This window comes from Geobacillus sp. FSL K6-3411 (assembly GCF_037965715.1).
In the GTDB taxonomy this organism is placed as follows: Bacteria; Bacillota; Bacilli; order Bacillales; family Anoxybacillaceae; genus Geobacillus; species Geobacillus thermodenitrificans.
This window is the reverse complement of the sequence record NZ_CP150187.1, coordinates 3,047,796-3,062,116: the sequence shown is the minus strand read 5'-3', so window position 1 is coordinate 3,062,116 and position 14,321 is coordinate 3,047,796. Positions and strand designations below refer to the sequence as shown.

18 protein-coding genes and 1 pseudogene are annotated in these 14,321 nt (G+C 50.8%); 17 read left to right on the top strand and 2 right to left on the bottom strand.

The window, feature by feature from the left end:
• Positions 1-132: 132 nt before the first annotated feature.
• From NSQ22_RS15695 to NSQ22_RS15640, 12 genes and pseudogenes are all read left to right on the top strand, one after another.
• The gene (locus NSQ22_RS15695; RefSeq protein WP_190300671.1) at positions 133-768 is read left to right on the top strand and encodes a hypothetical protein; all 636 of its coding nucleotides are present in this window, start codon (positions 133-135) and stop codon (positions 766-768) included.
• Between the two features lie 119 nt (positions 769-887).
• A pseudogene (locus NSQ22_RS15690) lies at positions 888-1,032 on the top strand (transposase); the annotation flags it as partial.
• A 285-nt stretch (positions 1,033-1,317) separates the two neighbouring features.
• The gene (locus tag NSQ22_RS15685; protein WP_008881810.1) at positions 1,318-3,714 is read left to right on the top strand and encodes a Na+/H+ antiporter subunit A; all 2,397 of its coding nucleotides are present in this window, start codon (positions 1,318-1,320) and stop codon (positions 3,712-3,714) included.
• Positions 3,707-4,123, top strand: a complete 417-nt coding sequence (locus NSQ22_RS15680; RefSeq protein ID WP_008881809.1) for a Na(+)/H(+) antiporter subunit B — start codon at positions 3,707-3,709, stop codon at positions 4,121-4,123. The genes NSQ22_RS15685 and NSQ22_RS15680 overlap by 8 nt, the downstream gene beginning before the upstream one ends.
• Positions 4,124-4,465: a Na(+)/H(+) antiporter subunit C gene (locus NSQ22_RS15675; RefSeq protein WP_008881808.1), complete on the top strand. Its 342-nt coding sequence runs from the start codon at positions 4,124-4,126 to the stop codon at positions 4,463-4,465.
• Positions 4,458-5,930: a Na+/H+ antiporter subunit D gene (locus NSQ22_RS15670; protein WP_008881807.1), complete on the top strand. Its 1,473-nt coding sequence runs from the start codon at positions 4,458-4,460 to the stop codon at positions 5,928-5,930. The genes NSQ22_RS15675 and NSQ22_RS15670 overlap by 8 nt, the downstream gene beginning before the upstream one ends.
• A gap of 6 nt (positions 5,931-5,936) precedes the next feature.
• Positions 5,937-6,413, top strand: coding sequence for a Na+/H+ antiporter subunit E (locus NSQ22_RS15665; protein WP_008881806.1), 477 nt, complete (start codon positions 5,937-5,939; stop codon positions 6,411-6,413).
• Positions 6,410-6,691, top strand: a complete 282-nt coding sequence (locus NSQ22_RS15660; RefSeq protein WP_008881805.1) for a Na(+)/H(+) antiporter subunit F1 — start codon at positions 6,410-6,412, stop codon at positions 6,689-6,691. Before NSQ22_RS15665 ends, NSQ22_RS15660 begins: the two co-directional genes overlap by 4 nt.
• Before the next feature lie 22 nt (positions 6,692-6,713).
• The gene (gene mnhG, locus NSQ22_RS15655) at positions 6,714-7,037 is read left to right on the top strand and encodes a monovalent cation/H(+) antiporter subunit G (protein ID WP_049756697.1); all 324 of its coding nucleotides are present in this window, start codon (positions 6,714-6,716) and stop codon (positions 7,035-7,037) included.
• Between the two features lie 171 nt (positions 7,038-7,208).
• Complete coding sequence (kapD, locus tag NSQ22_RS15650; protein ID WP_171355403.1) at positions 7,209-7,829, top strand: 3'-5' exonuclease KapD; 621 nt, start codon at positions 7,209-7,211, stop codon at positions 7,827-7,829.
• A 73-nt stretch (positions 7,830-7,902) separates the two neighbouring features.
• Positions 7,903-8,118, top strand: coding sequence for a hypothetical protein (locus NSQ22_RS15645; protein WP_008881802.1), 216 nt, complete (start codon positions 7,903-7,905; stop codon positions 8,116-8,118).
• Between the two features lie 57 nt (positions 8,119-8,175).
• The gene (locus NSQ22_RS15640) at positions 8,176-8,700 is read left to right on the top strand and encodes a superoxide dismutase family protein (protein ID WP_008881801.1); all 525 of its coding nucleotides are present in this window, start codon (positions 8,176-8,178) and stop codon (positions 8,698-8,700) included.
• A gap of 152 nt (positions 8,701-8,852) precedes the next feature.
• Here NSQ22_RS15640 and NSQ22_RS15635 read toward each other — a convergent pair whose 3' ends face one another.
• A complete protein-coding gene (locus NSQ22_RS15635) occupies positions 8,853-10,013 on the bottom strand; it encodes a PatB family C-S lyase (RefSeq protein ID WP_339263794.1) in 1,161 nt (386 codons plus the stop codon).
• A gap of 30 nt (positions 10,014-10,043) precedes the next feature.
• Between NSQ22_RS15635 and NSQ22_RS15630 the strand changes: the two genes are divergently transcribed.
• The 4 genes from NSQ22_RS15630 (at position 10,044) to yugI (ending at position 12,557) form a co-directional block, all read left to right on the top strand.
• Positions 10,044-10,361: a DUF1871 family protein gene (locus tag NSQ22_RS15630; protein ID WP_223812907.1), complete on the top strand. Its 318-nt coding sequence runs from the start codon at positions 10,044-10,046 to the stop codon at positions 10,359-10,361.
• A 55-nt stretch (positions 10,362-10,416) separates the two neighbouring features.
• Entirely contained in the window at positions 10,417-10,917 is a 501-nt protein-coding gene (locus NSQ22_RS15625) for an Lrp/AsnC family transcriptional regulator (RefSeq protein WP_008881798.1), read from the top strand.
• Positions 10,914-12,086, top strand: a complete 1,173-nt coding sequence (locus NSQ22_RS15620) for an aminotransferase (RefSeq protein WP_008881797.1) — start codon at positions 10,914-10,916, stop codon at positions 12,084-12,086. The genes NSQ22_RS15625 and NSQ22_RS15620 overlap by 4 nt, the downstream gene beginning before the upstream one ends.
• A 105-nt stretch (positions 12,087-12,191) precedes the next feature.
• Positions 12,192-12,557 carry a S1 domain-containing post-transcriptional regulator GSP13 gene (gene yugI, locus NSQ22_RS15615; RefSeq protein ID WP_008881796.1) on the top strand — a complete coding sequence of 122 codons (366 nt, stop codon included), beginning with the start codon at positions 12,192-12,194 and terminating at the stop codon, positions 12,555-12,557.
• A gap of 32 nt (positions 12,558-12,589) precedes the next feature.
• Here the strand turns inward: yugI and NSQ22_RS15610 are convergent, their stop codons facing one another.
• On the bottom strand, positions 12,590-12,823 hold the full coding sequence (locus NSQ22_RS15610; protein ID WP_008881795.1) for a DUF378 domain-containing protein: 234 nt from the start codon (positions 12,821-12,823) through the stop codon (positions 12,590-12,592).
• 149 nt (positions 12,824-12,972) lie between these two features.
• On the opposite strand from NSQ22_RS15610, the gene NSQ22_RS15605 reads away from it, so the two are divergent.
• Positions 12,973-14,136: an iron-containing alcohol dehydrogenase gene (locus NSQ22_RS15605; RefSeq protein WP_008881794.1), complete on the top strand. Its 1,164-nt coding sequence runs from the start codon at positions 12,973-12,975 to the stop codon at positions 14,134-14,136.
• The last annotated feature ends 185 nt before the right edge of the window (positions 14,137-14,321 follow it).

Below are 14,321 nucleotides of genomic sequence, written 5' to 3'. Positions count from 1 at the left end.
CTTTCGTTTACATGTTTGAAGAACAAATGCTGCGCTTTTTAGACTACAAGGCGGTTAAGCTGATGATGTTGATTTCGTTGTCACGATCATTTTCGGTGATATCTTCTATCGACGCACGCAATTGGATGCGCAATGGAAACGGAAGAGGCCGGCGAGTTCGCCAAGACATTGGACGGGGATGGGACGATCGCCGTCTTTTTTTGTTCACGACGTCATCAGCAAGAACTGTTTTTGTGTGAAAAAGGCTTCTGGAGCGGCAAGACGCCAACGACAGCCCGCTTCCAGCGCCCGGGTGGAAGCGGTGTTGTCGCATCGAGTGTGGCCGCTCATCGTCCAACGGCGGCCAAAGTGATGAAGGCGAAAAGCGACGGCTCGCCAACCATTTCCTCCTATTTCGCTTGCCGCCGCGATGGCGAAGGCTATCGGCGCAAAGGCGGAAACACATTCCAACGCAAGCCGATGACGAGCTGGCAACATCGAGGAGCTCCAGGAGGGGGCGACAGCGTCAGACGGATGCCGTCGGGATTGAAATACACTTCGGTTTGTGAGCGGATGCCGAGTGAACGAATGAGGCGGTTCACTTCTTCGGTTTTCCCTTCTTGGGCGGCGGACATGACCGAGGCGGCAAATGGACGCGATTCGGCCAGCCTTTTTAAAATGACTCCAACATCGTTCATGAGTGTCTGGGCGGTGACGGCCGATTGGGAGAAGATAGAAGGGTCGATTGGCGGATACTGCCTTGCCCATGCCGACGGGTGCGGGAAATAAAACATTCGATGGCTCCTCCTTTCCTACGTGATTACAGACCCGCGAGCGAGAAAGCCCACTCCTTTAGGGGCGGAATGAAAGCGAGCCTAATGCTATCATAAACATCAGGAGGTAAAAAGATGCCTGCGATCACCTTAAAATTGGATGGAGCTTCACAAGCCAACCAAATCGAAACAGGAGATATACGAGCAGATGACTGAGATCAACACCCAATTTACCAATTGGCTGTTGGATCATCCCGAGCTGAATAAAGCAATAAGCAAACGATCCAAGAATCCCGCGTCTTTAGGCGTGTGGAGTGTCAATACTTATATACTCGCTGCGCTGCAAGCCGGTGCCATAGAAACAATGGGATTGGCAGCGAAAGGTGAAACTTTTTGGGGAATTTTTCGTACATACGTAGGCGGCGAGAGTCTGACTTGATTTCCAGCAGACCGTTGTGCCGACAGAGGCGGGAGTTTATGATACAATACGAAGTAGGATAAGCGGGGCGATGCGAGGGGGAAAAGGAAACATGACAGTTGGTTAGTTAGGGAAGGAGGATGGTTTATGTTAAACTTAGCAATTGTTTCACCACTGATTTTCGCTTTATTCATTCCGTTTTTGTATAAATATGTGCGTTCGATTCATACTGGATGGTTTGTGCTCCCTCTTCCGGTCTTATTGTTTGTGTATTTTATTCAACATCTCCCTCTTGAACCCTACGGACAAACGATCCCTTGGATTCCGTCTCTCGGAATGGATTTTCAAGTCTATATGGATGGGTTAGGCTTGCTCTTTTCGCTGTTAATCACAGGGATCGGCTCTCTTGTCGTGTTGTATTCGATTTATTATTTGCCAAAGGAAAAGGAAAAACTTGGTCACTTTTACGTGTATTTGCTTTTGTTTATGGGAGCGATGCTTGGCGTCGTTCTTTCAGACAACGCCATGGCGCTCTATCTGTTTTGGGAATTGACATCGTTTTCATCCTTTTTGCTGATTGGCTACTGGAATGAGCGTGAACGTTCCCGATACGGGGCCCAAAAATCCATGCTCATCACCGTGCTTGGCGGGCTGTCTCTGCTTGGTGGATTTTTATTGCTTTCGGTCATGAGCGGAGGGTCGTACAGCATTCGTGACTGGATCGATATGGCGGATGCGTGGCCGCAACATCCGTTATTCTTGCCAGCGATGCTCTTGATTTTGCTTGGCGCGTTCACCAAATCCGCGCAGTTTCCATTTTACATTTGGCTTCCGGACGCGATGGAAGCGCCCACCCCAGTCAGTGCGTATTTACATTCGGCGACGATGGTGAAAGCCGGCATTTATTTAGTGGCTCGTTTCACCCCGATTTTTGCTGTTTCTTCGCTATGGGTTTGGCTTGTGATGGGCATTGGAATGGCGACGCTTTGTTGGGCGTCATTTCATGCCGCCCGCCAGACAGACTTGAAAGGGTTGCTCGCCTATTCGACGGTGAGCCAGCTCGGGTTGATTATGTCGTTGCTCGGCGCTGGGGCGCTGGCCTTTCATGGTGATCCGAGTGATCGCCGCTTGTATATGGCAGCCGTGGTTGCAGCGGTGTTTCACTTGATCAACCATGCGACGTTCAAAGGAAGTTTGTTTATGACTGCCGGCATTGTCGATCATGAGACCGGGACGCGAGATATCCGGCGTCTTGGCGGCTTGCTTAGCTTCATGCCCATCACATTTACAATTGCGGTCATTGGTTCGTTGTCGATGGCGGGTGTTCCTCCGTTTAACGGATTTTTAAGCAAAGAAATGTTTTTTGCTGCGATGGTGCAAGTGGCGAACGCCCATTGGTTTTCGCTTGATGTCTGGGGGATCTTATTTCCGGTGCTCGCTTGGGTAGGAAGCGTGTTTACCTTTTTATATAGTCTTCTTTTTGTTGGGAAAACGTTTCTTGGCGCCCCGAAGCCTTCCGAATGGCCGAAACAGCCGCATGAAGCTCCGGTGGGGATGCTTGTGGCGCCGGTCGTTTTGGCTGTCCTTGTCATTGGCTTCGGACTGTTTCCGAATGTGTTGTCCAATGCGGTGATTGCTCCGGCGGCCGATGCCATTGTCAACGGTGTGTTCCGCCAGGAAGGGCTTTCTGTGCACATTAGCCATTGGCACGGATGGACGATCGAAGTATGGATGACCATCGGAGTGATTGTCCTTGGCGTGTTGCTGTATCGGACGTTTGATTCATGGAAGCGCGTGTACGGTGCGTTTTCGCAGCGCCTTTCATTGAATCACTTATATGACACGGTTGTGCGGCAGATGGAAGAGCGGTCTCATTCCTTGACAAGCCGTTACATGACCGGGTATGTTCGGACGTATTTCTTGTATATTTTGTCCGCGATGCTCGCGTTGCTTATTGTGACGATCGTTCTGAAAGTGGATGGGGAGTTTTCGTTAAGCCATTTAGCGGACGTGGGCGTCCATGAACTGATGTTGGTGTTGGCAGCTTTGGTCGGAACGGTGACGACTTTAGTGGCCAAATCACGCCTTGTCGCCATTATCGCTTTAGGTTCGGTCGGCTATACGGTCTCGCTTTTCTTTGTGCTCTTCCGGGCGCCTGACTTGGCATTAACCCAACTTGTCATTGAAACGATTTCCGTCGCTCTGTTTTTGCTTTGTTTCTATCACTTGCCGAAGCTTAGCCGCCATGAGAAAGGCGTCCGTTTCCGTCTTGGGAACGCCCTCATTTCGCTTGGCGTCGGCGCATTGGTCAGCGTGATCGCCCTGTTGGCGTACAGCGAGAAAAACTTTGCGTCGATTGCCCAATACCATATCGAAAACGCGTATGAAAAAGCGGCTGGAAAAAATATTGTTAACGTGATCTTAGTCGACTTCCGCGGATTTGATACGCTATTTGAAATTTGTGTGCTGGCGATCGCGGCGCTCGGCATTTACGCCTTAGTGAAGCTGAAAGCTCCGAAAGGGGAGAACGGCAAGTATGAATGAACTCATTTTGCGGACGGTGACGGCCGTTGTCACGTTTATCATCATTTTGTTCGGGATTCAGCTTTTTTTCGCCGGCCACTATTATCCGGGCGGCGGATTCATCGCCGGCCTCGTTACCGCCGGTGCCATCATTTTGTTGCTGTTGGCGTTTGACATCAAAACGGTCCGATCGATGATCCCTATTTCTTATCGGACGCTCATTGGCATCGGACTGCTGTTTGCCTTAGGAACGGGGCTTGGCGGCCTTGTATTCGATGTCCCATTTTTAACGCATGCTCACGGCCATGTCATGCTGCCGTTGCTTGGAGATGTTTCGCTCCATACGGCCGTCTTGTTTGACTTAGGAGTCTATTTCGTCGTTGTCGGGGTCACCATGACGATTATCGAAACGATAGGAGAGGAAGAATAAATGGAAGTCGTCATGATTATCGTCATCGGCTGTTTGTTTGCCGGTGCCACGTACTTAATGTTGAGCAAAAGTTTGCTTCGGATCATTATCGGCACAGGATTGTTAAGCCACGGAGCGCATTTGCTTTTATTGACGATGGGAGGATTGAAAAAAGGAGCACCGCCGTTGCTTGGTGTGCAGGCGGAACAATATGTCGACCCCGTTCCGCAGGCGCTTATTTTGACGGCGATTGTCATTAGCTTTGGTGTCACGGCTTTTTTGCTCGTTTTGGCGTATCGTTCTTATCAGGAGATTGGAACGGACAACATTGAACAAATGAGGGGAAAGGAAGACCATGACTAATGCAGTAATTTTTCCGATTGCCATTCCATTGACGACGGCGGTTATCTTGATTTTTTGTGTGAAATCGTTGAAGGCGCAAAAGGTGATTTCCCTCGTTTCAGCGGGGGCGCTCATCGCTGCGGGCGCTTGGCTTGTGCGCCTTGTCGATCATGAAGGGGTGCAAAAGCTCGACGTCGGAAACTGGCCGGCGCCGTTTGGGATTACGCTCGTCTCCGACATGCTTTCGGCGCTGTTAGTGTTGACGACGAGCGTGATCGCGCTTGCTGGTCTATTGTATTCCTTTTACACGATTGACTCGAAGCAGGCGTCCATGTACTACTATGTTTTTTTTCAGTTCCTCATTGTCGGAGTGAACGGGGCGTTTAGTACAGGGGATATTTTTAACTTATTCGTGTTTTATGAAGTGATGCTCATGTCATCGTATGCACTGCTCGTTCACGGCGGCACCAAAATCCAGCTCCAGGAAACGATGAAATACATGATCATCAATGTGTTTTCTTCCGCGTTGTTTGTCATCGCCGTCGGCTATTTGTACGCTGTGACCGGCACATTGAATATGGCGCACTTAGCCGTACGGATTTCTGGAGCGGAAAACACAGCCGTGTTGACGGTCATTTGTTTGCTTTTTCTCATTGTATTTGGGTTAAAAGGGGCGTTGTTTCCGTTTTATGTTTGGATGCCAGGAGCCTATTCTGCTCCGCCATCGGCCGTGCTTGCGTTGTTCGGCGGCTTGTTGACGAAAGTCGGTGTGTATTCGATTTTGCGTACTTTTTCGCTGATTTTCCGCCAAGATATCGGTTATACTCATACCATCTTAGCGTGGTTGGCGATGGCGACCATTGTGCTTGGCGTCATTGGTGCGGTGGCTTACCGCGATATGCGGCAAATTGCCATTTATAACATTGTCGCGGCTATCGGTGTGATGGCGTTTGGCATTTCTTTAATGACAAAAGAAAGTATGGAAGGCACGATCTTTTACTTGCTGCAAGACATGGTGATGAAAACTGCGCTCTTTTTTATTGTCGGTGCGATCGCGTATGTCGCAGGAACGAATCAACTCGGACGGTTTAGCGGGCTGCTTGGTTCGTATCCGTTGCTTGGCTGGGCCGTATTCCTTACCGCTCTTGCGCTTAGCGGCATTCCTCCGTTTAGCGGGTTTATCGGAAAAGCGCTGATTATTCGGGCGGCGTTTGAAAAAGGACAGCTTCTGTTCGCACTGATTGTGTTATTGTCCAGTTTACTCGTGCTTTATTCGGTCATGAAAATTTTTATTCAATCTTGTTGGGGAGAAGCGCGCGGATATGAGCAAAAACGAGTCGCCCCGCTGTATGTGCCGATTGTCGCGCTTCTTGCCTTGGCCGTTTTATACGGGATCGGGGCCGAATTTGTTCGTCCATACATCGCCCAAGCGGCGGCGACGTTGGCAGATCCGTCGCTGTATATTGAGTCCGTTCTGAAGGAGTAGAGGCAAATGGCACAGCAATTGCTGCTCAACGTTCTATTGGCGTTCGTTTGGATGTTTCTTGCTGATTCATTTAGCGGGTCATCGTTTGTCATTGGATATCTCCTTGGTTTAGGCATCATTTTTGCGCTGCGAAGATATTTCTCGACGCGGTTTTATGTCGTACCGTTGTTTGTGATCGGGAAGTTGGCGCTCATTTTCATCAAAGAATTGTTGTTGGCCAACTGGGCGGTTTTAAAAATTGTCCTTTCTCCGTCGTTGAACATAAAGCCTTGCATTTTCGCCTTTCCGCTTGAAGTGAAAAAAGACTGGGAAATTACATTGTTATCCAGCTTGATTACATTGACGCCCGGGACATTTGTAGTCGACGTCTCTGATGACAAGAAAGAGATTTATATTCATGCGATTGATGCGCCGGATGTGGACGAAGTCATCCGGCAAATCAAGACATCGTTTGAAAAAACGATTTTGGAGGTGAGTCGATGACCGTGATGTTCTATATCGCGCTCGCTCTTTTGTCGCTCGCCATTGTTTGTTTCCTCTATCGGGTCGTCAAGGGACCGACCGTGGCGGATCGGGTTATTGCGCTTGATGCGATCGGGATTTGTCTTGCAGGCATTGTGGCGGTGCTTTCAATCGTGTTAGAGACGAGTGTGTTTTTAGAAATTATTTTGTTGATCGGAATTTTGGCGTTTCTTGGCACGGCGGCGTTTGCCAAGTTTTTGCAAAAAGGGGTGGTGATTGAACGTGACGGAAATCATTGATGGGTTGATCGTATTGCTCGTCATGGCTGGTGCGCTATTAACGTTGATCTCCGCCATCGGCGCCCTCCGCCTTCCCGACGTTTATATGAGAAGCCATGCCATTGGCAAAAGCACTACCCTTGGAATGATCTTCATCTTAACGGGGACGTTATTTTACTTTTGGTTGAAGCACCACCATTTCAATTCCCGTTTGTTGCTGGCCATTGTCTTTATTTTTTTAACATCCCCGGTGTCGGCTCATTTGATTAGCCGTGCCGCATACTACTCCGGGGTTCGGCCATGGGAAGGGACGGTTCGTGATGATTTGGCAAAACAGAGAGAAAAACTAGCAAAACGTGCAAAGTGAGGAGACAAAATCAAAATAGCGGGATGTCCTTCTTTCTCTTAAAGCAGTCAAGTTTTTTCCGACATCCGCCTCTTTTTCGCCATTTTCTGAAAAAAGAAATAAACAATCGCTTTCCCGTGATATAATAATAGTAAGACGGACTGTGGCTGTGCGGAAAGGAGGGAAGCGATGATGGACGTCCCGCAATATTTGTTTCTCGATTTTGAATTTACGATGCCGGAAACAAAAACGACCCCGAACGGGTTTTCTCCGGAAATTATTGAAGTTGGCCTTGTAGCGGTCGTTGACGAGCAAATCGTGAGCCAATTTTCCTCTTATGTGAAACCGCTCCGTTTTCCGCAACTCACCGACCGGTGCAAGTCGTTTCTCAATATCACCCAAGAGCAAATTGACAGCGGAATGAGTTTTTATGAGCTCGTTTCCTTGCTTCGGCAATATGACCGCGAGCGCCCGACGACGGTTGTAACGTGGGGAAACATGGATATGAAAGTGCTCCGGGAAAACTGCCAGTCGGCGCGAGTGGAATTTCCATTTACCGGAGAGCACCGCGATTTGGCCATGGAGTATAAACGCTTTTTCGGCAACAAAAATCAAACGGCGTTGCGCAAGGCTGTGCAAGAGTACGGAAACGAAGGGATTGGAAAAGCCCATTGTGCGCTCGATGACGCATTTACCGCGTATACGATTTTCCGGCTCATTGAAAACGATAAAAAATATTTGGCGAAGACAAAGCCGCCGACGATTGGGGAGCGGATCGATTTCACCCAGCTGCGGAAAAAATTCGCTTTATAGCTGCTGTATTGGTGGCAGCTTTTTTGTGCTATAATGAGGATGGACGATTTTGAGTCAGAAAGGTTGTCTAACGATGTGGCCATGGGTGCTGAATCTATTTTTATACTTTCCGGAAGATAAGAGGGAGTATATTCCCGCGGTCATTTCAATGACCGTGTTTTTGCTCATTGCGGTGTTCACGATGCGGCTCATCATTGTCATTTCGCGTCGTCAAGAGAAAGAAGCGGAACGGCTCGAGCAAGAGCTGTATGGCAACAAGGACGAGTCCGGGCCGAGGTCGGATGTATAAAATGGGCTCCCTTCGGCAATACTGGCGGGTAACATCTGCCATGCTGGGGGGAGTTTTGTGTTGCAGGGAAAATATGGGATTCTTTTGGCTGTGGCGCTCGTTTTAGCTGGCTGCGGCCAACAGAGCGGTATGAGTCGGACGGTGGAGATGATCAATGCCGACAGTGATCCGATTGGCACGATTGAACTGACGGAACAAGCGGAGGGAGTCCGGCTGAAGCTTGACTTAGAAGGGCTTCCGCCAGGAGAGCATGCCATTCATATTCATGAAAAAGGAAGTTGCGAGCCGCCCGATTTTCAATCGGCTGGCGGACATTACAACCCTGACGGGAAAAAGCACGGACTTCTCCACCCAGAAGGCGCGCATGCCGGTGATTTGCCAAACATTATTGTCAAAGAGGACGGCACGGTCAACGTCGAACTGACGGCGCCGAACGTGACGTTAAAAGAAGGAGAAAAAGGGTCGTTGTTGACGAAGGACGGAACGTCAATCGTTATTCATGCCAAGAAAGACGACGGCATGACCCAACCGGCGGGAGATGCCGACGAGCGCATCGCCTGCGGGAAAATCAAGTCATCTTGAACGCTCTCTCCTGCACTTCCGGGGGAGGCATCGCGGTTTGAGATCATAAAAAGGTGTCCCAACATAAGCAACGGGACACCTTTTTTATTGAGGAGCGACAAACGACACGTGGCGTTTAAGACTCCCACCTCATGCCGATGGATGGGCATGATCTAGCGCAGCGCGAGAACCAACCGACGCAGTCCTTCTTCTAGCGTCGAGCGCGGGCAGGCGACGTTCAGACGGAGGAAGCCGCTCCCTTCCGCCCCGAATTTGCTGCCGAACTCAACGGCGATTTTTCCTTTTTCGAGAAGCTGTTTTTTGAGTTCGGCTTCGGACAGGCCGAGACCACGGCCGTCGATCCAGACGAGATAGGTCGCCTGCGGGCGGATGGGGCGAAGAATGGGCAGTTCCGCTGCGAGATGGGCGATGGTTGTGTCGATGTTTTGCTGCAAATACGCAAGCAAGGCGTCAAGCCATGCCTCGCCATGGCGGTAAGCCGCTTCCGCTCCGGCAATGGCAAATGCATTGAGCGTGAAAAACCCTTGCCGCTGTTGGACGCGGCGGAACGCCCGACGCCGTGACTCATCGGGAATGATCGCTTCGGCCGCCTGCAAGCCGGCGAGGTTGAACGTTTTCGTCGGCGCACGGAACGTGGCGCTTTGCGCCGCCAACTCCGGATGGAGGGAGGCGAACGGAATATGCCGATAGGGTGGGAACGTCAAATCGGCGTGAATTTCGTCGGAAAGGACGAAGACGCCATGGTTGAAACATAGCTCCCCAAGCCGTTCGAGTTCTTCTTTTGTCCACACCTTGCCACTGGGGTTATGCGGGTGGCAGAGGATGAGCAATTTTGCTCCGGGCAGTTTCCGCTCCAAGTCGTCCCAGTCGATGACATAATTGTCTTCAGTCAAGCGAAGGGGGCTAAGCACGAGCGTGCGATCATGGCGGCGGACGAGATCAAACAGCGGCCGGTAAACGGGGGAAAAGACAACGACGCGGTCTCCAGGCTCTGAAAACGCCTCAATGGCAGCGGCGACCGCCGGCACGACACCGTGGGCAAACACAAGCCAGGCCGGATCGATTTCCCACTCGTGGCGACGTTTGAGCCATTCGCCCACCGCTTCTTTCAACGAATCAGGAATGACGGTGTAGCCAAAAATTCCGTGTTCTATTCGCGCTTGCAGCGCTTCTTGTACGGTTTTGGGAGCCGGAAAATCCATGTCGGCGACCCACATCGGCCACACATCTTTATGGCCGAACAAACGCTCAACATCATCCCATTTCACCGACTGCGTGCCCCGGCGGTCGATGACTTGGTCAAATGAAAACATCGTATCTTCTCCCTTCTTTTTTTCAGGTCGATGGCTTATAATTGGTATATCCCAATCAAGAAAGAAGGTGGATGGCGGCGCATGGACGGACAACAATTGAACCGGCTGCTTCTTGAGACCATTGGCGCCTGGGATCCGTTCGGCTACGGAAATGACGCGTACGAGATAGAAGCGATTGACGTGCTTCAGGCCGTATATCATACGGATGATGCCCACACGCTCGCTGCTTGCATTCAGTCTATATATGAATTCGCGTTTGACAAAACAATTCCTTTTCGCGACTGCCTAAAACTTGCTAATCGGCTGCTCGAGCTGAAACGGATGGCATCTTGTTCATTCCCGGCATGACGACGGTCAGCCGGGCTGTCGGTTTAGCGAAACGGTTTAAAGGGAGGGATGTTCCGTGAAACTGAGCGATAAAGAACTGGAAATTATCGAAATATTGGAAAAAGATGCGCGGACTCCGATCGATGTGCTGGCGAAAATGATTGATTTGCCGGTGGAAGAAACAGAGGCGCTCGTCCACAAATTAGAAGAGGCGAACGTGATTGTCCAGTATACGACGCTTGTCGATTGGCGGAAGGTCGATGGCCACGAAGGGGTGACGGCGATGATCGATGTGAAAGTCACCCCGAAGCGCGGCGTCGGCTTTGATGAGGTGGCAGAGCGCATTTACCGTTTCCCGGAAGTCAAATCGGTGTATTTAATGTCCGGCGCCTATGATTTGTCGGTCGTCATTGAAGGGCGGTCGATGGCGGAAGTCGCCCAGTTTGTTTCGGAAAAACTGTCAACGCTTGATTCCGTCATTTCGACGACCACCCATTTCATTTTGAAAAAATATAAACATGACGGCACGATATTCGACAAAGGAGATCAAGATCGTCGCATCGTGGTGGCACCATGAATCCGCAAACGAAAAAAATGTATGTGTCAGAAACGGTTGCCAGCTTAAAGCCATCCGGCATCCGCCGGTTTTTCGATCTCGCTTCGAGCCTTGACGGTGTCATTTCCCTCGGTGTCGGCGAACCGGACTTTGTCACATCGTGGAGCATCCGCGAGGCAAGCATTTTGTCGCTCGAGCAAGGCTATACGTCCTATACAGCCAACGCCGGTTTGCTCGAGCTGCGCCAAGAAATCGCCGCCTATTTGCGCCGCAAGTTTCATGTGGAATACCGTCCGGAGACAGAAATTTTAGTGACGGTTGGGGCGAGCCAAGCGATTGATTTGGCGCTAAGGGCGATTGTCAATCCAGGTGATGAAGTGATCGTGGTGGAACCGAGTTTTGTCGCTTATGAACCGCTTGTTGTGCTCGCCGGCGGGACGCCAGTGATCGTCCATGCGTCTGGCGCCGACGGGTTTCAGCTCATGCCGGCGCACATCGAACGAGCGATCACTGAGCGGACGAAGGCCGTGATCATTTGTTCGCCGAACAATCCGACCGGAACGGTGCTTAGCCCAGCGGAACTCAAAGCGCTCGCCCGCTTGGCGGAGAAGCATGATTTGCTGGTCATTGCCGACGAAATTTACGCCGAGCTCACGTATGAAGGTGAGCATACAAGCATGGCTGCTGTTCCCGGCATGCGCGAACGGACGATTTTGATTTCGGGCTTCTCCAAAGGATTTGCGATGACCGGTTGGCGGCTCGGTTTTGCGGCAGCGCCGGAAGAGCTTTTGCAGGCGATGTTGAAAATCCACCAATATGCGATGATGTGTGCGCCGACGATGGCGCAATACGGCGCCCTTGAAGCGCTCCGCAACGGGGAGCACGAGGTCGAACAAATGCGCAACAGCTACCGGCGGCGGCGCAATTATTTCGTCGCCTCGCTCAATGAAATCGGGTTGCCGTGCCACTTGCCGGGAGGCGCGTTTTACGCGTTTCCATCCATTCGCCATACCGGCTTGACGTCCGAACAGTTTGCCGAGCGGTTGCTTTTGGAAGAAAAAGTGGCCGTTGTCCCTGGCAATGTCTTTGGTACAAGCGGAGAAGGCTATATTCGCTGTTCGTACGCTTCGTCGCTTGAGCAGCTGCAGGAAGCAATTAAGCGGATGAAACGGTTTTTGGAACGCTTGTAATCGACGATGTTCTGCCATGGGCAGGACATCTTTTTTTGGGTTTTCCCTTCCGGTTATGTTATAATACAGAAACGTAGATGAAACTAGCCAATAGGAGTGTTTTGCTTGCCAACGATGAAACGAGGAGCGATTGTGAAAGGGAAGGTGACAGGCATCCAGCCATATGGCGCGTTCGTCCAGCTTGAGGGCGGCATGCAAGGGCTCATTCATATTTCAGAAATTTCGCACCGCTTTGTAAAAAATGTGCGCGATTATGTCCATGTCGGTGACGAAGTGACCGTCAAAGTGCTCGATGTCGACTATAAGGCAGGGCGAGCGAGCCTGTCCTTAAAGGCGCTTGAGCCAGGTAGAGAGAAGCAAAAGCGCCAGACGCGCATGAAAATGTCGTTTGAACCTGGCTTTCGTCCGTTAAAAGAAAAGTTGCGTGAATGGATTGAGCAATCCAAGAAGGAAGATTTACCGAAAAAATAAGACACCCACCGCCAGGCGGTGAGTGTCTCCCGTCATGTGCGTGTCGGGTTTGGTTCGGTGCGCTCAAGCTCTTCAGCCGGCTTGAACAACAACGCTAAGTTGACCAAGCCGGCGAGACCGACAAGGCTGTAAATAATGCGTGACCAAGCCGAATCTTGTCCACCGAAAATGGCGGCAACTAAATCAAATTGAAAAAATCCAATCAGTCCCCAATTGATCGCACCAATGATTGTCAACAACAAGGCAATGCGTTGCCATGTTCCCATCCTGTATACCTCCTTTGAAAAATTTCCTTCAGTCACTTATAGGATGAATCATAGCCGCAGAAAATATGCATGATTTGCCGTCGAAGCGTCCGGCTTTACAACAACGACGTCTGTCCCCATAATAAGAAGCAAAAGGAGGAAGATACATAATGCAAAATTTTACGTTTCGCAATCCGACCAAACTCATTTTTGGGAGAGGACAAATTGAGCAGCTCAAAGAAGAAGTGCCGAAATATGGCAAAAAAGTGCTGCTTGTCTATGGGGGCGGCAGCATTAAACGAAACGGACTATATGATGAAGTCATGAGCCTATTGACGGACATTGGCGCCGAAGTCGTTGAACTGCCAGGCGTCGAACCGAACCCGCGCCTTTCGACCGTCAAAAAAGGGGTAGACATTTGCAGACGGGAAGGAATTGAATTTTTGCTTGCCGTTGGCGGCGGCAGTGTGATCGACTGTACGAAAGCGATTGCAGCCGGCGCGAAGTTTGATGGCGATCCGTGGGAGTTCATTACGAAAAAAGCGACTGTCACTGAGGCGTTGCCGTTTGGGACGGTCCTGACGCTGGCGGCGACCGGATCGGAAATGAACGCCGGATCGGTGATCACCAATTGGGAGACGAAAGAAAAATACGGCTGGGGCAGCCCGGTGACATTCCCGCAATTTTCGATTTTGGATCCGACGTACACGATGACGGTGCCGAAAGACCATACCGTTTACGGCATCGTCGATATGATGTCCCATGTGTTTGAGCAATATTTCCATCATACGCCGAACACGCCGCTGCAAGACCGGATGTGCGAGGCAGTGTTAAAAACGGTCATTGAGGCGGCGCCAAAATTGGTAGACGACTTAGAGAACTACGAGCTGCGCGAGACGATCATGTACTCGGGCACGATCGCCTTAAACGGCTTTCTGCAAATGGGCGTGCGCGGTGATTGGGCGACGCATGATATCGAGCATGCGGTCTCTGCTGTATACGATATCCCGCACGCCGGGGGATTGGCCATTTTGTTCCCGAACTGGATGAAACATGTGCTTGATGAAAATGTCAGCCGTTTCGCCCAACTGGCGGTGCGCGTCTTTGACGTCGATCCGACGGGCAAAACGGAGCGCGACGTGGCGCTTGAAGGCATCGAGCGGTTGCGCGCGTTTTGGTCAAGCCTCGGGGCGCCGTCTCGCTTGGCTGATTATGGCATTGGCGAGGAAAATCTCGAGCTGATGGCGGATAAAGCGATGGCGTTTGGTGAGTTTGGCCGTTTCAAAACGTTAAATCGTGATGATGTGCTCGCCATTTTGCGTGCGTCTTTATAAGAAACCTTCAAAGCCGGCCGGCGACTTGAATGCTGGGTCGGCTTTTTTGATGGCAGCCACATGTCAAATGTAGCGGCCCCGACCATCGCACGTTGGCTGCCGAAGAAAGCCGTATAGATCGGCAAAAAATTGTCGGAATTGAATCCGTTTTCACTCGAGAGCATCGCTTGATTTCCCTTGTCCGT